The sequence below is a fragment of the Kitasatospora sp. NPDC085895 genome (assembly GCF_040702125.1).
GTDB classification, from domain to species: Bacteria; Actinomycetota; Actinomycetes; order Streptomycetales; family Streptomycetaceae; genus Kitasatospora; species Kitasatospora arboriphila.
Genome location: NZ_JBFBJY010000034.1, coordinates 61550 through 83783, shown reverse-complemented (window position 1 = coordinate 83783; position 22234 = coordinate 61550). Strand labels below are relative to the sequence as shown.

Here is a 22234-nt window from a genome sequence, read left to right as displayed (position 1 = left end):
GGTCAACAAGGACCCCGAGGCCCCGATCTTCGAGCTCGTCGACTACGGCGTCGTCGGCGACCTGTTCACCGTCCTGCCCCAGCTCACCGCCGAGGCCAAGGGCCGTTGACCCGGCCGCGGCCCGGCCGCGCGGGACCGCACGCAGAACGCCCGACCGGGCTTCCCGGTCGGGCGTTCCTGCGTCCTCGCCGCGGTCAGGACTCCGCGGTCAGGACTCCGCGGCCGGGTCGGCCTGCTCGATCTGCTGGATGAGGCGCTTGAGCTGGGCGACCTCCTCGCGGAGGGCGCGGTCGCCGGCCGGGGTGAGGGAGAGCCAGGTGCGGGCGCGCCTGCCCTCGTAGCCCTTCTCGATCTCGACCAGGCCGGCCTTCTCCAGGACGGCCAGGTGCTGGCTGAGGTTGCCGGCGGTGAGGCCGAGGGTCGTGCGCAGGAAGCCGAACTCGACGCGGCGCGCCTGGTGGGCGACGGTCAGGATGCCCAGCCGGACGCGTTGGTGGACCACGTCGTCCAGGCCGTTGACGGGATGCTGCTCGGGCTCGTCGCTCATGCCGCGCGGCGCCTGCCGGACAGCTCGGCCAGGCCGAACCCGAGGGCCCCGAGCAGGAGCAGCGCGCCGGGCACGCCGTAGCGGGGCAGCACGGACCAGGGCGAGGCGGTGTCGATCCCCGCCCAGCCGGTGGTGAGCGGGACCAGTTCGATCGCCAGGTACACCGCGGCGAGCAGCAGCAGGGCGCGGCTGCGTTCCACCCGGGCGAGCACGAGCAGCGGCAGTCCGACGGCTGCGGCGTTCCCGTTGAGGCGCTCGACGAACCTCGTCACCCCGGAGTCGGGGTCGAGGCGCAGACCCCAGAGGTCGACCGGGTCGCCGGGCTGCGGCAGACCCTGGCGCACGCTCCAGTACGCGGTCGCGCTCACGACCCCGACCAGGACGATCCCGGTCAGGACGTACGGCCTGACGGGGGTGCCGACGCCCCGGTTGCGGGAGCGCCGGATGTAGAAGACCGCCGTCGCGGCGTAGGCGAGGGCGAGTCCGACGGGCCAGTAGACCGGCGAGCCCTGCTTGATCAGGGTGCAGCCGGCGCCTGCCGCGGCCTCGGCCGCCGGACAGGGCACGGTCGAGACCTCGAAGGTGAGGCGGCCGACCAGGACGCCGCCCAGCGTGAGCAGGCCGAGCAGCAGCAGGGGGAACCAGGTGCCGCGTTGCGCGGCACGGACCTTGCGGGTCAGGGCGTCGAGGCCGGCGAGGACGTCACGAGGGGTGCCCGACGACGGCACTGTGGCATCTGTCATGCAGTCATCTTTGCATCACAAACCATTTGGGGCAAGAGACCTCACCCGGGCCCCGGTCGGCGGAGGGGTCCGGCGGGGTGCGCCGGAGGTGGGCGGCGTCCGGCACGGCCACCCGACGCCCCGGCTCCTCGCGGGCACCGCCGGGCAGCTCGCGCACGACCTCGTCGAGGACGTGCCGCGCGTGCCGCACGTCGTCGAAGGAACACGCGGCAGTCCGTCGAGAGCGCCTCGACACGATGCACCGCCGGGCCGGTGCGGGCCGAGGGCCGACGGATGCGGCCCGGCGGCGGATCGCCCCGGGCACGCGGGTCGTGTCGTCGATCGGCGCGGAGCGCGCCGGGCCGCCCACGCGGCACGGGCCCTTCGGCCTGCGGGCACGCCGCCATGATGCCGGAACCCCGAACAGGAGGCGGCGCACCGCGCCGGGACGAGGAGGCGGGACGACTCAGTCGCGGCGCAGGCTCGCCTCGACGTCCCTGACGACGCGCCACATCGGGGTGCTGCGCTTGGCGATGACGACCACCACGTCGTCCTCTCCCTCTTCGACGGCCGGCTGGGCCTGCGGCTTGGCGGGCCAGGCGTTGCGGACGTACTCGAGGGCGTGGTCCACCTCGGCCTCGGCGTCGCCCTGGCCGTTGGCGCGCAGCCAGGAACGCAGGCCGTGGTTGTGCGCGGCGACCACGGCCGCGGCGACCACGTCGGCGCGCAGGGTGCCGTCCTTGCGGGCGGCGAACCGGCCGCGCAGGTAGTCGGCGAGGGTGCGCTCGTAGCGCCAGACCACGGAGAGTTCGTAGGCGCGCAGGCCCGGGACCTTCCGGGTGAGGCGGTAGCGCTGCACCGAGAACGTCGGGTTCTCGGCGTACATCCGCAGGACGAGCCGGGCGGCGTCGCAGACCTTGAGGACGGGGTCGTCGGTGTCCGCACTGTCCTGCAGGAAGGCCGTCATGTCGGCCAGGCACTGCTCGTGGTCGGGGAAGACCACGTCCTCCTTGGAGGGGAAGTAGCGGAAGAACGAGCGGCGGCCGACGCCGGCCAGGCCGACGATGTCGTCGATGGTGGTCTGCTCGTAGCCCCGGTCGAGGAAGAGCTGGAAGGCGGCCGCGATCAGGGAGTCGCGCATCGCGGGCTTCCCGGTGGCGGCCGCGGCCTCCCCCTCGGTCTTCTGCGGGTTGCTCATGCCGTGAACCTAGCATCAATCACGCGACAGGGCACTCAGTGCACTGCTGCGAAGGTACTCGGTGTTGCATATCACCCCGAGGTGGTGTCGATCCGCCGGACGGCGCCGAGGACGTCCAGCATCAGCTCCGGGTCGGCGCCGTCCGGGGCGTGCACGGAGAGCCGGGTGACCAGGCCCGTGTACCGGCGGTGGATCTCCCGGGCAGCCTCGGCCGGCTCCCCCGCCACGGCGAAGGCGTCGAACACCTGGTCGTCGATCAGTTCGCCCATCTCCTTCCAGCGGCCGCGGACGGAGAGCGGGTGCAGCTCGTCGTGCAGGCCGCCCCAGCCGTGTGCCTCCAGCACGGGACGGTAGGCCGGGGTGGAGGCGTAGAAGGCGATCCGCTCGCGCACCCCGCGGACGTTGGCGGCCAGCTCCTCCTCGGTGCGGCCGGTGGCGGTGAGCACCGAGCCGACCACCTCGAACGGGCGGGACGTCCACGGCTCGGCGGCGGCCTCCGCCGCGGCGCGGGCGTCGCGCACGGCGGGCAGCACCGTCCCGGCGAGGTGCTGCACCGAGCTGAAGGGGTGACAGATCAGGCCGTCCGCGACGGCGCCCGCCGCCCTCGTCATCAGCGGGCCGACACCGGCCAGCAGGATCGGCGGGGTGCCGGCCGCCACCGGCTCCGGGGCGAACACCGGAGTCATCAGGGTGTGGCTGTAGAAGTCGCCGCGGAAGGCGAGGCGTTCGCCGGTCTGCCAGCTGTGCCAGATCGCCCGGACGGCGGCCACGTACTCGGTCATCCGGGCGGCCGGGCTGTCCCAGGGCATGCCGAAGCGGCGCACCACGTGCGGCTTCACCTGGGAGCCGAGGCCCACCACGGCCCGACCGCCGGACGCCTCGTGCACGCCCCAGGCCTCGTAGGCGAGGGTCATCGGGGTGCGGGCGAAGGCGATGGCCACGCCGGTGGCGAGTTCGATCTCCTCCGTGCGGTCGGCTGCGCGGGCCAGTTGGAGGAAGGGGTCGTAGGAGGTCTCGGAGAGGGTGAAGCGGTCGATGCCGCGGCGCTCGGCCTCGGCGGCCGCGGCCGGGATGCCGGCCGGCCGGCCGACGGAAGTCGCCTCCAGGCGGAGCGGGGCGGGGGTCTCGGGCATGGGCTTCTCCTCGTGGGACACCGGCCGACCGCGCGTGATCGCGATCGGCCGGTGTCCATCATGACGGGCCCAGGAGGTCACCCCGGGGGCGCGGGAGAACTGCACGGTCCGGGGGTGGGTGTCGCTGCGCATCAGGGCCGAGCCCTGGTCCGTACGGCACCCGCATCCCGATTGCGCAGTCCCCCGCGCCCCCTGGCCCGGCCCTGCCCCGGCCTCAGGGGGCGGGGGCGTAGCCGGCGGGGCGGGTGGTGAAGGTGCCGCGGCCCTGGGTGCGGCTGCGCAGGCGGGTCGCGTAGCCGAAGAGTTCGGCCAGCGGGACGGTGGCGGTGACCTGGGCCGTGCCGGCCCGGGTGGTCTGTCCGGTGACCCGTCCGCGGCGGGCCGCGAGGTCGCCGATCACCGCGCCGACGGCGTCGTCGGGTGCGGTGGCGGTGACTTCGACCACCGGTTCGAGCAGGATCGTCCGGGCGGCGCGCAGCGCCTCCCGCAGGCCGAGCCGCCCGGCGGTGCGGAACGCCGTCTCGGAGGAGTCCTTGACGTGCGTGGCGCCGTCGGTGAGCGTGACCCGTACGCCGGTGACCTGGTGGCCGCCGAGCGGGCCCTCGGCGAGGGCGTCGCGGCAGCCGGCCTCGACCGCCTGGACGTACTCGCGCGGGACGCGTCCGCCGGTGACGGTGGACCGGAACTCGAAGCGGACGGCCCCGGTGTCGCCGTCCGGGCCGGAGCGCGGGTCCGGCTCCAGCGGTTCCAGGTCGAGGACGAGGTGGGCGAACTGGCCGGCGCCGCCGTCCTGCTTGACGTGCCGGTAGACCAGCCCGGTGACGCCCTCGGTGACGGTCTCCCGGTAGGAGACCTGGGGGCGGCCGACGGCGACCTCCGGGCCGTTGGCGCGGCGGATCTTCTCCACGGCGACCTCCAGGTGGAGTTCCCCCATACCGGACAGCAGGACCTGTCCGGTCTCGGGGTCGGTGCGGACGGTGAGGGACGGGTCCTCCTCGACGAGCCGGGCGAGGGCCGTCGCCAGCCGTTCGGTGTCGGCGGTGCGGCGGGCCTCGACGGCCACCGAGACGACCGGGTCGGCGGTGGTCGGGGGTTCGAGGACGAGCGGTGCCGCGGGGGCGCAGAGGGTGGCGCCCGCCCGGGTCGTCTTCGGGCCGACGACGGCGACGATGTCGCCGGCCGTGGCGCGGTCGGTCCCGGCGTGCCGGTCGGCCTGGACCCGCACGATGCGGGCGATCCGCTCGGTGCGGCCGGTGGCGGTGTCGAGCACGGTGTCCCCCTTCGTGACGGTTCCGGAGTAGACGCGGAGGTAGGTGAGGCGGCCGGTGGCCGTGGCGTTGACCTTGAAGGCGAGGGCGGCGAACGGCGCCGCCGGGTCGGCGGGCCGGTGCTGTTCGGTGCCGTCCAGGGTGCCTCGGACGGCCGGCACGTCCAGCGGGGACGGCAGGTAGTCGACGACGGCCTGGAGCAGCGGTTCGATGCCGCGGTTGCGGTAGGCGGAGCCGCACAGCACCACGACGGCCTCGCCGGTGCGGGTGAGGTCGCGCAGGGCCGCGGCGAGGCTCTCGGCGGAGAGCGTGCCACGGGTGCAGAACTCCTCCAGGGCGGCCGGGTGGAGTTCGGCGACGGCCTCCTCCAGGGCGCGCCGCCTCCGTTCGGCCTCGCCGCGGAGCGTCTCGGGCACGGGACCCTCCTCGCAGCCGTCGAGGCCGTCGGTCCACACCTGGGCACGCATCCGGAGCAGGTCGACGACGCCGGTGAAGCCGTCCTCGCGGCCGATCGGCAGCTGCACCGCCAGCGGGGCCGGGTGGAGCCGGTCCCGGACGGAGGCGACCGCGGTGTCGAGGTCGGCGCCGGCGCGGTCCAGCTTGTTGACGAAGGCGATCCGGGGCACGCCGTGCCGGTCGGCCTGCCGCCACACGGCCTCGCTCTGCGGTTCGACGCCGGCGACGGCGTCGAAGACGGCGACGGCGCCGTCCAGGACGCGCAGCGAGCGTTCGACCTCGTCGAAGAAGTCGACGTGGCCGGGGGTGTCGATCAGGTTGATCCGGTGGCCGTCCCAGGAGCAGCTGACGGCGGCGGCGAAGATGGTGATGCCGCGGTCGCGTTCCTGCGGGTCGAAGTCGGTGACGGTGGTGCCCTCGTGGACCTCGCCGCGCCGGTGGACGGCGCCGGTGAGGTAGAGGACCCGCTCGGTGACGGTGGTCTTGCCGGCGTCGACGTGGGCGAGGATGCCCAGGTTGCGGACGCGTGCCGGCGGCCCGGCGGGGCGGGCGGCGGCGGTGGCAGTGGTGGTGACGATGGGTCGGTTCAGGTCGGTGCGCACGGCCCGGTGCCTTTCGGTGGTTCGGGAAGTGGGGCGGCGCGATTTCCGGACGGAACGGAGCGGTCCCCCGGGCCCTGGTCGGGCGGGCGGGCGGGTGCCCGTCGGCGCGGCGTGCGGCCGCGGTGCTGCCGGCCCTCGCCGGGGACTCCGGCGGAGGTGTCGGTGCAGGCAGGCTGGGCTCAGGTGTTCGTCACGGACCTCCGGTGCGGGCCGCGCAGCCTGCACCGGGTCGACGAAGACACCAGGATCACCTCGTAGCGCGAGGAGGGGACGACGGCGGCGGTGCGGTTGCGCACGGCTCTGCTCCCCTCGACTCGTCGTGGCGCGCACCTGACCTGTGGCGCGCGGCTCGCGGCGAGTCTAGGGACGGTGGCGGCCGGAGGGCACGCGATTTTCCGCGCACCACCGCACACCACCGCGCACCACCGCTCCCCGCCATCCGGGCCTCGACGTGCGGTCAGTCGGTCGGCAGGACGGTCCGGCTGACGACCGGTCGGGGTTCGGCGGCGGTCGGTGCGCGCAGGGTGCGGACGGCGGGGACGGCGAGGACGGTCGCGCAGGCGGCCACCTGCCAGAGGGCGCCGAGGCCGAGGACGGGCGCGGCGCCGAGCCGGGCGGCGAGCGGGCCGGCGGCGGCGAGGCCGATCGGGCCGAGGACGAAGGCGCCGAGCGCTTCGAAGGAGTGGACGCGGCCGAGCGCCTCGGCGGGCACGTGCTGCTGGGTGGCGGTGGTGAACAGCGTGTCGCAGACGGCGGTGCTGATCCCGGCGCCCAGCGCGGCGAAGGCGGTCCACCCGGTGCCGGCGCCGGCGGCGAGCGCGGCGGAGGGCAGTGCCCAGCCGACGGCGGCCGCGGTGGCGACGGCCAGCGGCCGGCGGGGGCGGCGTCCGAGCATCAGCAGCCCGCCGCCTACGGCGCCGGCGCCGTAGGCGGCCATCACGGTGCCCCAGGCGGCGGCGCCGCCGAGCCGCTGCTGGGCGAGCAGCGGGCCGAGGACCAGGAACGGCGCCCACACCAGCAGGTTGAACAGGCCCATCTGGGCGGTCGTCAGCCAGAGCCAGGTGCGGGAGCGGAATTCCGTCCAGCCGTGCCGCAGGTCGTCGAGGACCGTGTCGGCGGGACCGCGCGGCACGGCCGGCACGGCGACCGCGGCGAGGGCGAGCGCACCGATCGCGTAGGAGGCGGCGTCGAGGGCGAGCACGGCGGCGGGGCCGGCGGCCGCCACCAGCAGGCCGGCGAGTGCCGGACCGGCCACGGTGCTGGTCGAACGGGCCAGTCCGAGCAGGCTGTTGGCGTCGGCGAGGCGGGCCGGGTCACGGACCAGGCCGGGGACGAGGGCGCCGAGCGCCGGCAGGCCGAGGCCCTCACCGAGGCCCCAGAGGGCGACCAGCGCGGCCGTGCCCCACAGCGGCGGACGGTCGGTCAGCAGCAGGGCGGCGAGGGCGGTCTGCACGGCGCAGCGCAGCACGTCGGCGGCGAGCGCCACCCGGCGGGGGCCGAGCCGGTCGGCGACGATGCCGGCGACCGGCAGGACGAGGACGACGGGAAGGATCCGCGCGGCCATCACGGCGCCGAGGGCGGTGCCGTCTCCGCCGCTGCCGAGGACGGCGAAGGCGACAGCGACCGAGGCCATCGCCGAGCCCAGCAGCGAGGTGGTGTGACCGAGCCAGTAGCGGCGGAAGGCGCGCTCGCGCAGCAGGGCCCAGCGGCCCGGGGTGGTGGGGATCATGCGAGGAGTCTCGCGGTGTTGAGCTCCGCCGCACAAGCATTCTTGAGCCTTTGCGGCGCAACGATCGGGTGCCGCAGTAAACGACCCCCGCGGAGGGTGAGAGCGATTGCAGTGTTCTAATGACGGGGTGATTTACTGCGACAGTCCCGCACCGGTGGAGTACGCCGTCGCCGTGGAGGGCTACCTCGCCGCGGCGCCGCTCGGCGACGGCTCGCGGCGGGTGTACCGGATCGCGCTGGCGAACTGGTCCTGGCTGCTGGCCGGTCGGCCGGTGCCGGCGGGTTCGGCGCGGCGGGGTGCCGTGCCGCCGGTGCTGCCGCTCTCGGTGCTGGACGGCGCGGACGCCGCGGGGCTGCTGCGGGCGGCGCTGGCCCGGCGCGCCGCGGAGGCCGATCCGCGGACCCTCAACCGTGAGCTGTCGATCCTGCGCGGTGCGCTCGGCTGGTGGCGGGGGCAGGGCTGGCTCTCCGCCGATCCCGCGGCCGGTCTGCGCCCACCGCCGCTGCCGGACCCGTCCGGGGCGGCGCTGGGCCCGGACGAGCTGCGCGCGGTGCTGGCGCTGCGGGTGCCGCTGCGCGAGAAGCTGACCTGGCGGCTGCTGCACGAGAGCGGCGCCGGTGTGGAGACGGTGCTGGCGCTGAACGTGGACGACCTCGACCTGCTGCACCGCTGCAGCCGCCCGCGCCCGGACCGGCCGGCCGTGCACTGGCGGGCGTCCAGCGCACGGCTGCTGCCGCTGCTGATCGCGGGCCGCTCGGACGGGCCGCTGCTGCTGACCGAGCGCCGGGCGCCGGCCGGCACCCCCGCGGGCGACCGCTGCCCGTACACCGGGCGCAGCCGGCTGTCCTACCGGCGGGCCGCCGAGCTGTTCACCACGGCGACCCGCCGGCTGGACCCGGCGGGCCGCGGCTACACGCTGCACCAGCTCCGGCCCCGCGGCTGACCGTCCGCCCGGCGGGCCCGGAGGAGGGGCCGGATCGGGCGGAACGGGCCCGGTCAGGCGCGGAGGATCACCTCGATCAGGTAGCCGACCGGGCAGAGGCCGGTGTCGGTGGCGGAGGTCTTGACCCGGCCGACGGAGACCTTGGAGTCGCCGTCCTGGACGGGCACGCCGACCCGGCCGGCCGCGGCGGTGACCGTCAGGGTGGAGACCCGCCAGGAGCGGGAGGTGTCGTTCCAGACGGCGATGCGCAGCTGGGCGTCGCCGAAGTCGCAGCCGAAGGACAGGTAGACCTGGCCCCAGCCGACCGCGCCGCCGTTCTGCGGCGGCAGCGGGATCAGGGTGGCGTTGTCGGGGTGGCCGTCCAGGAAGCCGGGCTCGATCCGGCCGATCACGAGTGCCACGGTGTCACCTCACTTCTTCGTCGAGTCGGCGCCGGTCGGCGGGGGTGGTGTTCGGGACGCTGCCGAACAGGTCGGGCATCGGTCCGGGGTCGGTGTGGTCGTTCTCCGGCACCTGGGAGTGCCCGTAGTGGCCGCTGCGGGTGTCCCAGACCGTGGCGGACCGGTTGGCGGACCAGGTGGGCGGGCCCATCGGCCAGACGTCGGGGACGCCCCAGGAGCGCAGCCAGGGGACGATCCGGTCGAGGCCGGTGCAGGGCGCGTCGGCGAGGGTCGGGTAGACCTTGCCGCCGACCCGGCAGTACGGGAAGAACAGGCTCTCGATCTGGAGGCAGACGTCGCCCTTGCGGTTGGTCTCGACTCCGCCGGCGGCGTTGACGACGGACTTGCTGCGGGAGGTGGCGGCGAAGAACTGGGCGCACCGGCCGGTGAACGGGTCCCAGAGCAGGTGGGGGGCGGCGCCGGAGCCGGAGCCCGCGAAGTAGCCGGCGAGGGTGTCGAAGGGCACCAGGTCGGCGGGGGCGTCGGCGGTGGCGTTGCGGTCCCAGGTGATGTGCCAGATGGTGCGGGACCCGCCGTCCCCGGCCATCGGGGCGTCGTCGAGTTGGCGCCGTTCGGCGCCGGGGAGGTAGAGGTCGGCCATCGGGTACCCCTTTCGTGGTGCGGCGGCCGTCGCGGCATGGCAGGGCACCGCCCGGCGGCGGCCGCGACGGCCCGGGGGCCTGGGGGTGGCGTGGGATCGGGGCGCGGGGGCCCGTCGGACGGGCCGTGGGGGCGCGGCGCCCGGTCGTCGTTCGGCAGGGGTCGTGCTCGACGCCGGTGTCCTCGCGCGGGCGGTGGGCCTCCGCGGGCGTGCCTGACGTCCTGTCGGACGATATGTGCCCGTCCTGGTGCGCCTGGAACATGCCAATGAGCCGAACACGTCCGCAGGTCGGGCCCGGGTCCGCCGCCCCGGGCGGGGCCCCGCCGGGGTGCCCGCCCGGGGCGGCGGGCGTAGCGTCGCTGGTATGGGCGTTGTCCGGTTGATGCTGTGGCCTGCGCGGTCCTCCCGGCCACCGGGCGTACCGGGCCTGCGGGGAGCCCCCCGTGCCGGCCGCCGCTGACCCGGGTCCGGCGGGCTGGGACAGGCGGATCGACGGCGCGCTGACCGGTGTCGTGGAGCTGTGCGGAGCCTCGTCCGGGTGCCTGTACCTGCTGCCGGAGGGCGAGGAGGTGCTGCACCTCACGGTGGTGCGGGGCCTGCCGGCCGAGTTCGTCGCACCGTGGACCCGGGTCGCGGTGACGGCGCCCGTGCCGGTCGCCGACGCGGTGCGGCGCCGGTCGCTGGTGTGGTCGGGCAGCCAGCAGGACTTCGCCCGGGAGTACCCGCGGTCCGCGGTGACCATGCCGTACCACTTCGCGCTGGCCGCGGCGCCGGTCGAGGCGGACGGCGTCTGCGTGGGCGCGCTGCTGCTGCTGTGGCCGAGCGCCCACCCCCAGTACCTGCGCGAGGCGGAGCGGGCGGTGGTCACCGCGGGCTGCGCGCGGCTCGGCGAACTGCTGGCGGAGGCCGCCCCCGCGGTGCCGTCCCGGCCGCGGGTGCTTCCGCTGCGGCTGGCCGCGGCGAAGCTGCCGGAGACCGCCGCACGGGCCTTCGCCGAGCGCCTCCCGGGCGGCAGCTGCGCGATGGACCTGAACGGCCGGATCGTCTTCCTCACCGACACGGCCTGCGCGCTGCTCGGCGCCGGCCCGGAGAAGCTGCTCGGCGCGCTGCCCTGGCAGGCGCTGCCGTGGCTCGACGACCCGGCGTACGAGGACCGCTACCGGGCGGCCATCATCAGCCGGGAGCCGGCCGCGTTCACCGCGATGCGCCCGCCGGACCGCTGGCTGGCCTTCCGGCTGTACCCGTCCGGCGACGGCATCAGCGTAAGGATCACCCCGGCCGCCGACGGGCCGGAGCCGGTGCCGCCGCCCCGTCCGGTGCCGGTCTCCCGGGCCGGGCAGATCTACCAGATCATGCACCTGGCCGCGGCCCTCACCGAGGCGGTCTCGGTGGACGACGTGGTGGCGCTGGTCGCCGAGCAGGTGCTGCCCGCCTTCGGCGCGGACGGGCTGGCGCTGCTCACCGCCGAGCACGGCCGGCTGCTGGTGACCGGCTACCGGGGCTACAGCGCGGACGCGATGGCCCGCTTCGAGGACATTCCGCTGAAGGTCCGGGACACCCCGACGCTGCGGGCGCTCACCACCGGGATCCCCGGCTTCTACGGCAGCTCGGCGGAGCTGGCGGAGGCCTACCCGGACGTCCCGCAGGTGACCGGGAAGCAGGCCTGGGCGGTGCTGCCGCTGATCACCTCCGGCCGTCCGGTCGGCTGCCTGCTGCTGGCCTACGACCGGCCGCACCCCTTCGCCGCGGACGAGCGGACGGTGCTGACCTCGCTGGCCGGCCTGATCGCCCAGGCGCTGGACCGGGCCCACCTGTACGACACCAAGAACCAGCTGGCGCACGACCTGCAGCAGGCGCTGCTCCCCCACACCCTGCCCGCCGTGCACGGTCTGCAGGTCGCGGCGCACTACCTGCCGACCACCCGCGGCATGGACGTCGGCGGGGACTTCTACGACCTGATCCGGCTGGGCCCGAAGGCCGCCGCCGCGGTGATCGGCGACGTCCAGGGGCACAGCTTCCCGGCGGCGGCGCTGATGGGCCAGGTCCGCACGGCCGTGCACGCCGCCGCGGGCGCCTCGCCGGAGGAGGTGCTGGTGCGCACCAACCGGCTGCTCTGCGACCTCGACCCGGGCCTCTTCACCACCTGCCTCTACGCGCACCTCGACCTCGCCGCGGGCCGGGCGTACCTGGTGAGCGCCGGCCATCCGCCGCCGGTGCTGCGGCCGCCCGGCGGTCCGGCCCGGGTGCTGGACATCCCGCCGGGCCCGCCGATGGGCATCGACCCGGACGCGATCTACCCGATCACCGAGACGGCGTTCGAGCCGGGCGCACTGCTGCTGCTCTACACCGACGGCCTGGTGGAGGCGCCCGGCACCGACCTGGGCCGGGCGATCGCCGCGCTCGCCGGGCAGCTGGACCACTCGCTCTCCGGCGACCTGGAGGTGACCGTCCGTGAACTGGTCGCCCGGGCCCGGCGGGCGGGCCGCCGGTGGGACGACATCGCCACCCTGCTGCTCCAGGCCGGGCCCGCCTGAGGGCCGCCGCGGCGCGGCGGGCCGCGGCGGACGCTCCGTCAGACGGGCAGCCTGCGCAGCTTGAGGGTGTTGTCGGGCCGGGTGGCCGGCCGGCCGTCGGGGCCGGTCATCGGCTGCAGGAACTCCTCGCTGGTCAGCAGTTCCCACTCCCGCTCGGGCAGACCCAGGGCCGCGTGGACCTCGGCGGGCGTGGGCAGCCCGGCGTGGTTCCTGCACTCGGGCCCACCGTGCCCGGGGCGGTGCTCCCCGTCGGCATGGCCGTGCTGCGCGTCGCCGTGCTGGGCGTGGCGGTGCTGGGCGTCGCCGTGCTGCGCGTCGCCGTGCTGCGCGTCGCCGTGCTGGGCGTGGTCGTGCTGCGGGTGGTCGTGCCGGTGGCCGTTCCCGGGGTGACCGTCGGCGCCCGGCTCCTGCTGCCAGGACGGTGCGCCGGCGTGGCCGACCACCAGCAGCGTCCCGCCGGGCGCGACCGCCTCGGCGGCCCGGCGCAGGATCGCGTCCCGCGGCAGCTCCACGTCGGAGTGCAGGTACTGGGCGCACACCAGGTCCCAGCTGCCCTCCGGGAAGGCTGCGGCCAGGTCGGCGCGGCGGAACTCGATCAGGTCGGCGAGTCCGGCCTCCCGGGCGTGCTCGGCGGCCCGGCCGAGGGCGACCTCGGAGATGTCGACGGCGGTGACCCGCCAGCCCTGCGCGGCCAGCCAGACGGCGTCGGCGCCCTCGCCGCAGCCCAGGTCGAGGGCACGGCCCGGCCGCTCCCCGGAGACCTCGCGGACGAGCGCGCCGTTCGGCCTGCCGCTCCAGATCCGCTCGCGCTCCCCGTAGCGGGTGTCCCAGAAGGCGGCGACGTCCCCGCCCTCCGGCGGTCCGGCCGCGTCGGCCGGACCTGCGGGACCTGCGGGATCTGCCGCGTCCGCCGGACCTGCCTGGTCCGCCGGCTCCGCCAGCCCGTGCCGGCGCTCGCCGAGGACGCGTTCGCACACCTCCTGCTCCCCGGCCGCCCCGAACGGGTCGCGGCGGGCGGCAACGGCCCGGCGGACCTCCTCGGCGACCAGATCGGCGTTGATCGCCGCGGCCGCCCTGACTCCGGCGGCCGCGGCCCCGACCACCTGGTCGAAGGGATCGGCCGCGTTGCCCGCCACCCAGAGGCCGGGAACGGCCGTGGCACCGGTCGGGTCCGCGGCGATGCGGCTGCCGATCACCTGCTCGCCGTTGACCACGTCGACGGGCTCCAGGCCGAGGGCTGCCGGCACGCCGCCGCGGGCGGTGAAGCGCGGCGCCACCACCAGGGCGCGGCAGGCGACCGTCCGGCCGTCGGCCAGCCGGACGCCGGTCAGTGCGCCGTCGGCGGTCTCCACCGCGGCCACCTCGCCGGGCACCACGGCGATGCCGCGGGCGGCGAGCCCTTCGGCCTCCTCGCCGGTCGGCGCCGCGGCGGTGTGCAGCAGCAGCGTCAGGTCGTCCGTCCACTGCCGCCACAGCTGCGCCTGGTGGACGGCGAGCGGACCGGTGGCCAGCACGGCGACCGGCAGCCCGCGGGCCTCCCAGCCGTGGCAGTAGGGGCAGTGCAGCACGTCGCGGCCCCACCGCCCGGCGAGCCCGGGCACCTGCGGCAGCTCGTCGACCAGGCCGGTGGCGACCAGCAGCCGTGCCGCCGTCACCGCCGTCCCGTCGGCGAGGGCGAGCCGGAAGCCGCCGCCGTCGAGGCGTTCGGCGCCGACGACGGTGCCCGCCAGGAACCGTGCCCCGTAGCCCTCCGCCTCGGCGCGGCTCGCGGCCAGCAGTTCCTGCGGCGGGACGCCGTCCCGGCTCGGGTAGCCGTGCACCCCGGCCGCGGGGGCGTTGCGGGGCCTGCCGTCGTCGACCACCAGCACCGAGCGCCGGGCACGGGCGAGGGTGATCGCACCGGCGAGTCCGGCGGCGCCGCCGCCGACCACCACGGTGTCGTACGGCTGCGCGGTGTCCGCGGCCGGTTCGGGGAGCTTCGGGGATTCTGTCGTCATGGTGTGGACCTCCGTTCTCCTCGATCGTCGGCGGACCGCCCCGGCTTGACAAACATTCTTGCCGAACCGGCAAATGGAGGCATGGCGGACGACGACATCAGCGGTGTACTGGCAGGTGTGGGGCCCCGGCTGCGGGCGCTGCGGCAGAAGCGGGGCACCACCCTCGCCGAGGTGGCCGAGGAGACGGGCATCTCGCTGAGCACGCTCTCCCGGCTGGAGTCCGGGCAGCGCCGCCCGACGCTGGAGCTGCTGCTGCCGCTCGCCAAGGCGTACGGGGTGCAGTTGGACGAGCTGGTGGGCGCGCCGCCGACCGGCGACCCGCGGATCCACCCGCGCCCGTTCACCCGGCACGGCCAGACCTTCGTGCCGCTCACCAAGCACCTCGGCGGGCTGCACGCCTACAAGCAGATCCTGCCCGTCCGACCGCTGCCCGAGGGCACCCGGCCCGCCCTGGGCACGCACGAGGGCCACGAGTGGCTGTACGTGCTGTCCGGCCGGCTCTGGCTGGCCCTCGGCGACACCGACCTCGTCCTGACCGCCGGCGAGGCCGCCGAGTTCGACACCCGCACCCCGCACGGCTTCGCCAACGCGGGCGACCGGCCGGTGGAGTTCCTGTCGCTGTTCGGCGCACAGGGCGAGCGGATGCACGTCCGGGCCCGACCTTCCGGGGACTGAGCGGCGCCCGGGCGCGGCGGCACCGGGACGGGTGCGCCGGGAGTGACCGGTGGGGCCGGTGGTCGTTGAGGGGCATGGCGCGCGGCTCGACCAGGCGCCGCCGGGCCGTCGGGGCACGGCGGCCGCGCGCGCCGCCGACCGGCCGTGGAGGGGTTGTCCGTGGGGTTGTCCATGCAGAGCGGTGGGAGTGCACGGGCGGGACGGGCCCGGCTGGCGGCACGCTGCCGCACGGTGACGGAGGCGCCCGCATTCTCGCTCGTGGTGTTCGCCGCGATCCTGGTCAACGCGGCACTGCTCGGGATGGAGACGTACAGCGGGCTCACCGCCGAGTACCAGCAGGGCCTTCAACTGGCCGAGCGGGCCTGCCTCGGGGTGTTCACGGTGGAGATGCTGCTGCGGCTGGGCGCGCACGCGGACCGGCCGGGGCAGTTCCTGCGCGACCCGTGGAACCTCTTCGACCTGGCCGTCCTCGCCTCGGCCTTCCTGCCGCTGGTCCGCGAGAACACCACCGTGCTGCGGCTGCTGCGGCTCGCCCGGGTGCTGCGGACGGCCCGGTTCCTGCCGCAGCTGCGGGTCCTGCTGGTCGCGGTCGGCCGCAGCCTGCCGGGCACCGTGAGCTTCCTGTTCGTCGGCGCCCTGGTGCTCTACGTCTACGCGATGGTCGGCTGGGTCTGCTTCGCGGACAGCGACCCCGGGCACTACGGCTCGATCGGCCGGGCGCTGCTCACGCTCTTCCTGCTGATGACCCTCGACGGGCTCGGCGAGGCGGTGCACGCGGGGCTGGAGATCTCCCGCCTGAGCATCCTCTTCTACGCCTCCTACGTGCTGCTGGCCTCGTTCGTGCTGGTGAACGTGCTGATCGGCGTGGTGCTCAACTCCCTGGACGAGGCCCGCGTCCTGGAGGCCGAGGAGGCCGCCGGGCGGGAGGCCGGCCGGCGGGACGCACCGCGTGCCGGACAGCACGGCGGCCCGGCCGGGGCCGAGGAGCTGCGCGAGCGGATCGCCGCCGTCCGGCTCGCCCTCGCCGAGCTGGAAGCCGGCCTGGAGGCGGGCTCGGGGTCGGGCTCGGCAACCGGTCCTGACGGTGCGTCGGGACGTCCGGTCGGCGCCGGCGCAAGTGCCGCGGTGACCGCGGCGAGCGTGGACACCGTGGCCTGACCGACGCACCGGGCCGCGCGGGGACGTACTTCCCGAAGGCAGCTCGGCGACGTTTCGCGTTCGGTAGCATACGCAGCGTCGGCAGGTCCGAGCTGCCCCGGGGGCGGCGATCCGAGCAGGAGAAGCCCGTGGCCACGCAGATCCCCCAGACCCCTCCCGTCACGGGGGTCGCCGTGCCCGAGCTGCCGTCCGCCGAGGTGGAGCGGTGGCGCGCGGCGGGTCGGGGAATGCCCGAACTGCTCCGCCGGGTGGGCCGGTTGGGCCCGGTGGCGGGTGTCCGGTTGGACGGGCGGCCGACCGTGCTGGTCACCGGCCCGGAGGCCGTCCAGCACGTGCTGGGCCGCAATCCGGACCGCTACGTGAAGCGCTCGCACCGCGGCCGGATCCTGCTCGGCGACGGCGTGCTCTCCGCCTCCGGCGAGGCCTGGCGGGCGCAACGGCGGCTGTTGCAGAGCCAGTTCACCGGCGCCGGGATGCGCCGCTGGGAGCAGCGGATCGCCGCCGCCGCACGGCACACCGCCGCCCGGTGGGCCGAACACGCCGACGCGGGCCGCACGGTGGACCTGCGCGAGGAGATGCACCGGTTCGCGCTGGACACCATCTGGCGTTCGCTGACCGGCCATCCGCTGGAGGACCGGACGGTCACCGAACTCACCGCGCTGGAGGCCGTGGTGGCCGTCCTGCCGGTGCTGCCGTCGAACGCGGAGGACGCCCGGTCGGCGGTGGCCGGGGAGCTGGCGCGGATCGACGCGGTGGTGCACGTCGCGATCGAGGCGGCCCGGTCGGCGCCGCCCGGTCCGCACGGGCCGGGCCTGCTGCACGTGCTGCTGTCGGCGGCGCAGGACCGCCCGGAGTACACCGACCGGTTGATCCGGGACGAGTTCGTGACCCTGATGGTGGCCGGGCACGAGACCACCGCGACCACGCTGACCTGGCTGTACCTGTTCCTCGCCGAGGACCCCTCGGCCCGCGTCCGGGCGCTGGCGGCCGGGCCGGCCGGCTCCGAGGAGCGCCGCGCGGCGATCCGGGCGCTGGTCAGCGAGACGCTGCGGCTCTACCCGTCGGCCTGGCTGCTGCCCCGGCACGCCGCGGCGGAGGACCTGCTGACGGGCTTCCGGATCGAGGCCGGCAGCGAGGTGCTGGTCTGCCCGTACCTGGTGCACCGCGACCCGGAACTGTGGCCGGAGCCGGAGGTGTTCGATCCGCGGCGGTTCACCGTGCCCGGGCGTCGGCCGGCCGATCCGGGTGCCTACCTGCCGTTCGGCATCGGCGCACGGGCCTGCCTCGGTCTGCAGTTCGCTCTGCGGGAGACGGTCGCGCTGCTGGAGCTGCTGCTGCCGGCGTTCGAGGCCGTGCCGGCCGGGCCCGCCCCGGGGGCGTCCTTCGGCATGGTGGTGCGGCCGGGCGGGCCGGTGCCCGCGGTGCTGACCCGGACCGGCTGACGGCCGGGTGGCCGGGCTCAGGGCGGGGTGTCGCCGCGCCAGTCCCAGTGCCGGGGGTCGCCGGTGCGGGGTGCGTACTGGGCGCGGCCGCCCGGGCCGTGGGAGCCGATCTCGGTGGGCAGCGCGGCCCCCTCGGCGAGTTCGGCCTCGCTCCAGCCGGTCACGTCGAGCAGCAGTCCGTCGAGCGGCCCGGCGACCAGTTCGCGGTAGGCGTGCCCGGGCTGCGGCCCGGGATCGGGATCGTCGTAGTCGGCGCCGTAGACCCGCCCGCGCATCAGGTGCTCGTCCATGACGGCAGGATCGCAGCCGCCACCGACAGCGCCGTGCCGCGGCACGCCCCCGGGCCGGGCCCGGTCAGCCGCCGGGCGCGAGTCCGGCGGCGATGCCGTCGAGGACGACGTCGAGTCCGGCCTCGAAGGCGGTGGCGGGGTCGGTGTGGGTGCCGTACCGGACGGCGGCGGCCAGCGCCGGGTAGTTGCCGGCGGCGAGCATCCGGGAGAGGTAGGGGCCTTCCGAGCGCCGCCAGGCGTCCTTGTCCAGGCCGGTGTCCCGCTCGGCGCGCAGTTCGGCGGTCTCCCGGCGCAGCGCGCCGACGAGGTAGTCGTCGACCGTCCCGACCGCGCGCAGCACGGCGTCGATCCCGAGGAAGCCGGGCGCGCCGTAGAGGGCGGCGAGGACGGTCTCCCGGTTGCCGAGCGCGTTCGGGCCGAGCCCGGGGCGGCCGCCCAGCAGGTCGGCGAACCAGGGGTGGCGGAGCGCTGCGCGCCGGGTCCGGTGGGCGGAGGCGCGCAGCACCGCGCGCCAGTCGCCGTCCGTGCCGCCGGAGTCCGCATCCGGTGCGCCCGCGTCCGGGGCGTCCGCGTCCGGGGCGGCGATCTCGCCGTGAACGGCGTCGGCCATGAGGTCGAGCAGTTCCTCCTTGGTCGAGAGGTAGCGGTACAGCCGCATCGGGCCGGCGTCGAGGGCTGCCCCGACCTTGCGCAGCGAGACCGCCTCCAGCCCGTCGGCGTCGGCGAGTTCGACGGCGGCGGCGACGATCCGTTCGCGGCTCAGCGGGCTCGGTGCCGGTCGGGCGGCAGGCTCCGGACGCTCCCACACGCTGGACCGGGCCGCCCCTGCGGCACCGTCCGCCCCGTCCCGCCGCACCATGCCCGACCTGCCCTTCCGCGGTCCCTCCGCACCGGGGCTCACAGTACGCCGTCGCGGCCGATACAGTGTATCGACCGATACGGCGTATCGATCCGGTGGCGGCGCCGCCGGATCCGGAGGAGGGGACACCGTGGAGACCGACACCCGAAGCCCGCGGATCGCCGTGGTCGGGGCCGGGCCGGGCGGCCTGACGTTCGCCCGGATCCTGCACCTGCACGGGATCGAGGCCGTGGTGCACGAACGCGACCGCGACCGCACCGCCCGCCCCCAGGGCGGCACGCTCGACCTGCACCGGGAGAGCGGGCAACGGGCGCTGCGCGAGGCCGGGTTGGAGACCGCCTTCCTGCGCGCCGCCCGCCGCGAGGGCCAGGACCTGCGCCTGCTCGACCACACCGGCACCCTGCTGCTGCAGGAGGACACCCCGGACGACGCCCCGATGGACCGGCCCGAGATCGACCGCGCCGACCTGCGGGACCTGCTGCTGGATTCGCTGCCCGCCGGCACCGTCCGCTGGGGCCGGACCTTCCGGCACGCCACCCGCCGGCCGGAGGGCGGACGGCGGCTGCACTTCGAGGGCGGTGCGACGGACGACTGCGACCTGCTGGTCGGCGCGGACGGCGCCCACTCCCGTGTCCGCCCGCTGGTCACCGCCGCCCGGCCGGCCCACCTCGGCAGCAACACCGTGGAGAGCGGCATCTCCGCCGCCGACCGCAGCCACCCCGAGTTGTCGGCGCTGGTCGGTCGCGGCAACTACTGGGCGCTCGGCCCGGGCCGTTCGCTCGCCGCCCAGCGGCAGGGCGGGGGGCGGATCCGCGTCTTCCTCTCCTTCCACACGCCCGAGGACTGGCTCGCCACCTGCGGCGTCCCCTTCGCCGACCGGGACGCCGCGCGCCACGCCCTGACGGGCCTGTTCTCCGACTGGGCGCCGCAGTTCCGGGCGCTGATCGAGGCGTGCGACGAGCCGTTCGTCCCGCGTCCGCTCACCGCACTGCCCGTGGGGCTGACCTGGCCCTCCGTGCCCGGCGTGACCCTGCTCGGCGACGCCGCCCATCTGATGCCCCCGGTCGGCCTCGGCGCCAACACCGCCATGCTGGACGCCGCGGAACTCGCCCGGGAGATCGCCGCCGCACCGGACGACCTCGCCGGGGCCGTCCGCCGCTACGAGACCGCCATGTTCGAACGCAGCGCCGTGGCGGCCCGGGAGTCGGAGCGGATCACGGCGATGCTGATGTCCGAGGACGGCGCGGCCCGGCTGGTCCGGTTCTTCCGGCCCGACGGCGAGGGCACCGCGGACGCCTGACGGTCAGGCCAGGCGCAGGGCGTCGGCGAGGTCGGGCCCGGTGCTGCGCCAGCAGGAGACGTCGTTGGCCGCGGAGACCAGGTCGCCGAGGTGCCAGCCGCCGTCGGTGTCGCGGACCGCGCAGAGGCCGTCCCACTCGACGGCGAGATCGGCGGTGATCGGTGCGCCGCGCACGGTGACCCGGCCGAGGGGGTCGAGGACGCGGGCCTCCGGGCAGCCGGTGAGGCGCCGGACGTTCGCGAGCGTCCACTCGTCGGGCAGCGGCAGGTCCTCCTCGGTGCGTGCGGCGAGGAGTTCGGCGACCGCGACGCCCAGCCGGGGCCGGACCCACTCGCCGTCGCGTTCGATGCCGAGGACACCGCCGAGGAAGGCCATGTCGCAGGTGCCGTAGGGCGTCTCCCAGCGGAACGGCACCCGGGAGACGTGGGCGGGCAGGTCCGCCGCGTCGGTCTCCGTCCGGCCGAAGGCCTCCTTGGGCACGGGGCCGTCGTCGGTGTACCGGTGGGCGAGGAAGGCGGTGATCCACCCGGTGACGGTGTCGCCGCCCGAGGCGGACTCCCACGAGTAGAGGGACCGCCAGAACTGCTCGTCGGTCCGCCGGCCGGCGGCCGTGGCGGCGATCTCGTCCAGCACCGGGAGCAACCCGGCCAGCCAGGGGCGCAGTCCGGTGAGCCGCTCCCCCAGCGCGCGGGTGCGGTCGGCGAGCAGTTGCCAGTCCTCGGGCCTGCCCTCCAGCCGGACGCGCGGGATGCCGCACATGGTCACCCAGCGGAACCGGTGGTACGGGCTGACCACGTCCATCAGCGCCACCAGGGCCGCGGCGGTGTCCGTCGGGGTGGTGGTGGAGAACGGGGGCAGGAAGAGCTCGGTGGTGGCCTCGCCGAGGTTCCGGTGCAGCGGCTCGCGGACGCGGCGGATCGAGCGCTCCCAGTCGGCGGGGGCCACGTCGTCGCGGACCACGATCGTGCGGGTGCACCCGGGGGTGTCGGTGAACAGGTGCGCGTAGCGGTCGGCGTTCAAGCGGACGTGGACGGCGCTCTCGTGGACGACCGTGTACCAGAGCACGTCGGGCGAGAGGCTGAGCGGCAGGTGGGCGGCGAAGCACAGGTGGAGGGCGCGCAGCAGCAGGCTGGAGGAGGGCTCGGCCACCGCCGGCACGCCGGTGGGCAGGCCGATCAGCCGCTCGGTGCTGCGGTGGTGGATCCGGGCGGGGCGGGCGAGCACCGCGTGCAGGAACCGCTCGGTGCCCAGGTCGGTGACCTCGGCGGCCAGGCCGGCCGCCTCGGTGTCGGCCTCGGCGGCGGAGGTGAGCGGCAGGTCGATCTCGAGGGCCATCGGCACCCTTCGGGTAGCTGTCGGGCGGAGCGCGCCGATGGTAGGGGGCCGCCCGGGGTGTGCGGCAAGGCGTTTTCGCGGCGCGGCCCCGGGTCACTCCTCGGCGGCGGGGAGCCGCCAGTCGAAGGGGATGACCTCACGGTCCCACGGCGTGTCCCGGTCGAGTTCGGCGACGGCCTCGGGCGTCCGCAGCAGGCATCGGTGGCGCAGCAGGTCGCGCCGCTCCCGGGGGGTCAGCAGCCGTTCCCGGGGGCTCAGGTTCTCCGGATGGTCGAGCGCCAGCACGGGACTGCCGTCGACGGGGCGGTCGCCGTCGACGTTCAGGTGGTCGCCGGACGGGGTGCGGTAGTCGAGCCGCAGGTCCGTCGACCACTGCGAGTTGCCGCCCCAGCCCTGGGAGAGGTCGACCGTCTGCCGGTGGCGGCGGCGGAAGGTCCAGTACAGCGGCGAGCGGTCCGCGACGCCGCGCCGGGCGTGCGCGGCACCGGCCCGGACGCGGACGCCCGCCCGCGAGAACAGCAGTTCGCCGAGCATCAGCCCGGGCCAGAGCACCTCGGTGACCTCGATCGGCGCCGCCGGGTCGTCGGCCTGTTCGACCTCGACGATCTCGTGCAGGAAGGGGTCGAAGCCGCCCCCGCTGAACGGGGTCATGCCGAGGCCGGTGAAGAGCCCGAGGTACTCCTCGTCGGAGAACGCGAGCCCCTCGACGCCCGGGTCCCACGGGCCGGCGGGCGCCTGCCGGGCGAGCAGCAGGATGTCGCTCACCCGGCCGAGCGCGTACAGCTCCATGTGCAGCGCGCCGACCCGCTCGTCGGTGCGGCGGTCCCCCCACCAGCCGCTGCACGCGGCCGCGGTGTGCAGCCGTTCGCGGTACGCGCGGCCCGTCTCCGCCAGCCACGGGAGGGCGGCCTCCCGGTGGGCACCCGGCCCGGCACCCTCCGTCAGGCCCTCGTACAGCTCGCGTCCGCCCACCCCGGTGCCCATGATCGAAATCTAGCAGGGTGC

The 22234-nt window shown here is 75.9% G+C and carries 19 protein-coding genes and 1 pseudogene; 7 read left to right on the top strand and 13 right to left on the bottom strand.

The window, feature by feature from the left end; all coding sequences use genetic code 11:
• A pseudogene (locus AB0442_RS21780) lies at positions 1-109 on the top strand (electron transfer flavoprotein subunit alpha/FixB family protein); the annotation flags it as partial.
• A gap of 99 nt (positions 110-208) precedes the next feature.
• Here AB0442_RS21780 and AB0442_RS21775 read toward each other — a convergent pair.
• From AB0442_RS21775 to AB0442_RS21750, 6 genes are all read right to left on the bottom strand, one after another.
• Complete coding sequence (locus AB0442_RS21775; protein ID WP_344625157.1) at positions 209-547, bottom strand: transcriptional regulator; 339 nt, start codon at positions 545-547, stop codon at positions 209-211.
• Positions 544-1290 (bottom strand): hypothetical protein, encoded by a 747-nt coding sequence (locus AB0442_RS21770; RefSeq protein WP_366164619.1) that lies wholly within the window; start codon positions 1288-1290, stop codon positions 544-546. The genes AB0442_RS21775 and AB0442_RS21770 overlap by 4 nt, the downstream gene beginning before the upstream one ends.
• 445 nt (positions 1291-1735) lie before the next feature.
• A complete protein-coding gene (locus tag AB0442_RS21765; RefSeq protein ID WP_366164626.1) occupies positions 1736-2410 on the bottom strand; it encodes a TetR family transcriptional regulator in 675 nt (224 codons plus the stop codon).
• 128 nt (positions 2411-2538) lie between these two features.
• Positions 2539-3600 (bottom strand): TIGR03617 family F420-dependent LLM class oxidoreductase, encoded by a 1062-nt coding sequence (locus AB0442_RS21760; RefSeq protein WP_366164617.1) that lies wholly within the window; start codon positions 3598-3600, stop codon positions 2539-2541.
• A gap of 214 nt (positions 3601-3814) precedes the next feature.
• Entirely contained in the window at positions 3815-5902 is a 2088-nt protein-coding gene (gene fusA, locus AB0442_RS21755; protein ID WP_366164625.1) for an elongation factor G, read from the bottom strand.
• Between the two features lie 481 nt (positions 5903-6383).
• A complete protein-coding gene (locus tag AB0442_RS21750) occupies positions 6384-7655 on the bottom strand; it encodes an MFS transporter (RefSeq protein WP_366164616.1) in 1272 nt (423 codons plus the stop codon).
• A 127-nt stretch (positions 7656-7782) separates the two neighbouring features.
• Between AB0442_RS21750 and AB0442_RS21745 the strand changes: the two genes are divergently transcribed.
• Positions 7783-8598, top strand: a complete 816-nt coding sequence (locus tag AB0442_RS21745; protein WP_366164614.1) for a hypothetical protein — start codon at positions 7783-7785, stop codon at positions 8596-8598.
• Between the two features lie 53 nt (positions 8599-8651).
• Here the strand turns inward: AB0442_RS21745 and AB0442_RS21740 are convergent, their stop codons facing one another.
• Together AB0442_RS21740 and AB0442_RS21735 are read right to left on the bottom strand one after the other, a co-directional pair.
• Positions 8652-8999, bottom strand: a complete 348-nt coding sequence (locus AB0442_RS21740) for a hypothetical protein (RefSeq protein WP_366164612.1) — start codon at positions 8997-8999, stop codon at positions 8652-8654.
• A gap of 4 nt (positions 9000-9003) precedes the next feature.
• Positions 9004-9639 (bottom strand): peptidoglycan-binding protein, encoded by a 636-nt coding sequence (locus tag AB0442_RS21735; protein ID WP_366164610.1) that lies wholly within the window; start codon positions 9637-9639, stop codon positions 9004-9006.
• Between the two features lie 443 nt (positions 9640-10082).
• Here AB0442_RS21735 and AB0442_RS21730 point away from each other — a divergent pair, with 443 nt between their 5' ends.
• Complete coding sequence (locus AB0442_RS21730) at positions 10083-12173, top strand: SpoIIE family protein phosphatase (protein ID WP_366164608.1); 2091 nt, start codon at positions 10083-10085, stop codon at positions 12171-12173.
• A gap of 38 nt (positions 12174-12211) precedes the next feature.
• On the opposite strand, the gene AB0442_RS21725 is transcribed toward AB0442_RS21730, so the two are convergent.
• Entirely contained in the window at positions 12212-14170 is a 1959-nt protein-coding gene (locus AB0442_RS21725; protein ID WP_366164606.1) for an FAD-dependent oxidoreductase, read from the bottom strand.
• A gap of 81 nt (positions 14171-14251) precedes the next feature.
• Between AB0442_RS21725 and AB0442_RS21720 the strand changes: the two genes are divergently transcribed.
• The 3 genes from AB0442_RS21720 to AB0442_RS21710 all read left to right on the top strand — a co-directional run bounded on the left by AB0442_RS21720 (position 14252) and on the right by AB0442_RS21710 (position 17445).
• Positions 14252-14845, top strand: coding sequence for an XRE family transcriptional regulator (locus tag AB0442_RS21720; protein WP_366164604.1), 594 nt, complete (start codon positions 14252-14254; stop codon positions 14843-14845).
• Between the two features lie 171 nt (positions 14846-15016).
• Positions 15017-16003 carry an ion transporter gene (locus AB0442_RS21715; protein ID WP_366164623.1) on the top strand — a complete coding sequence of 329 codons (987 nt, stop codon included), beginning with the start codon at positions 15017-15019 and terminating at the stop codon, positions 16001-16003.
• Between the two features lie 128 nt (positions 16004-16131).
• Complete coding sequence (locus AB0442_RS21710) at positions 16132-17445, top strand: cytochrome P450 (RefSeq protein ID WP_366164602.1); 1314 nt, start codon at positions 16132-16134, stop codon at positions 17443-17445.
• A 17-nt stretch (positions 17446-17462) separates the two neighbouring features.
• Here AB0442_RS21710 and AB0442_RS21705 read toward each other — a convergent pair whose 3' ends face one another.
• Both AB0442_RS21705 and AB0442_RS21700 read right to left on the bottom strand, forming a co-directional pair.
• Positions 17463-17735 (bottom strand): hypothetical protein, encoded by a 273-nt coding sequence (locus AB0442_RS21705; RefSeq protein ID WP_363541608.1) that lies wholly within the window; start codon positions 17733-17735, stop codon positions 17463-17465.
• Between the two features lie 64 nt (positions 17736-17799).
• Positions 17800-18594, bottom strand: a complete 795-nt coding sequence (locus AB0442_RS21700) for a TetR/AcrR family transcriptional regulator (protein ID WP_366164600.1) — start codon at positions 18592-18594, stop codon at positions 17800-17802.
• 130 nt (positions 18595-18724) lie between these two features.
• Between AB0442_RS21700 and AB0442_RS21695 the strand changes: the two genes are divergently transcribed.
• Positions 18725-19894, top strand: a complete 1170-nt coding sequence (locus tag AB0442_RS21695) for an NAD(P)/FAD-dependent oxidoreductase (RefSeq protein WP_366164599.1) — start codon at positions 18725-18727, stop codon at positions 19892-19894.
• A 3-nt stretch (positions 19895-19897) separates the two neighbouring features.
• Here the strand turns inward: AB0442_RS21695 and AB0442_RS21690 are convergent, their stop codons facing one another.
• A complete protein-coding gene (locus AB0442_RS21690; RefSeq protein ID WP_366164597.1) occupies positions 19898-21229 on the bottom strand; it encodes a DUF4419 domain-containing protein in 1332 nt (443 codons plus the stop codon).
• A gap of 93 nt (positions 21230-21322) precedes the next feature.
• On the bottom strand, positions 21323-22213 hold the full coding sequence (locus AB0442_RS21685; RefSeq protein ID WP_366164595.1) for a hypothetical protein: 891 nt from the start codon (positions 22211-22213) through the stop codon (positions 21323-21325).
• Positions 22214-22234: the final 21 nt, after the last annotated feature.

Excerpts from the sequence above, each read along its gene's own strand:
- AB0442_RS21775 (WP_344625157.1), bottom strand. The coding sequence starts at position 547 with ATGAGCGACGAGCCCGAGCAGCATCCCGTCAACGGCCTGGACGACGTG.
- AB0442_RS21770 (WP_366164619.1), bottom strand. The coding sequence starts at position 1,290 with ATGACAGATGCCACAGTGCCGTCGTCGGGCACCCCTCGTGACGTCCTC.
- AB0442_RS21765 (WP_366164626.1), bottom strand. The coding sequence starts at position 2,410 with ATGCGCGACTCCCTGATCGCGGCCGCCTTCCAGCTCTTCCTCGACCGG.
- AB0442_RS21760 (WP_366164617.1), bottom strand. The coding sequence starts at position 3,600 with ATGCCCGAGACCCCCGCCCCGCTCCGCCTGGAGGCGACTTCCGTCGGC.
- AB0442_RS21750 (WP_366164616.1), bottom strand. The coding sequence starts at position 7,655 with ATGATCCCCACCACCCCGGGCCGCTGGGCCCTGCTGCGCGAGCGCGCC.
- AB0442_RS21735 (WP_366164610.1), bottom strand. The coding sequence starts at position 9,639 with ATGGCCGACCTCTACCTCCCCGGCGCCGAACGGCGCCAACTCGACGAC.
- AB0442_RS21725 (WP_366164606.1), bottom strand. The coding sequence starts at position 14,170 with ATGACGACAGAATCCCCGAAGCTCCCCGAACCGGCCGCGGACACCGCG.
- AB0442_RS21720 (WP_366164604.1), top strand. The coding sequence starts at position 14,252 with ATGGCGGACGACGACATCAGCGGTGTACTGGCAGGTGTGGGGCCCCGG.
- AB0442_RS21715 (WP_366164623.1), top strand. The coding sequence starts at position 15,017 with ATGCAGAGCGGTGGGAGTGCACGGGCGGGACGGGCCCGGCTGGCGGCA.
- AB0442_RS21705 (WP_363541608.1), bottom strand. The coding sequence starts at position 17,735 with ATGGACGAGCACCTGATGCGCGGGCGGGTCTACGGCGCCGACTACGAC.
- AB0442_RS21700 (WP_366164600.1), bottom strand. The coding sequence starts at position 18,594 with ATGGTGCGGCGGGACGGGGCGGACGGTGCCGCAGGGGCGGCCCGGTCC.
- AB0442_RS21690 (WP_366164597.1), bottom strand. The coding sequence starts at position 21,229 with ATGGCCCTCGAGATCGACCTGCCGCTCACCTCCGCCGCCGAGGCCGAC.
- AB0442_RS21685 (WP_366164595.1), bottom strand. The coding sequence starts at position 22,213 with ATGGGCACCGGGGTGGGCGGACGCGAGCTGTACGAGGGCCTGACGGAG.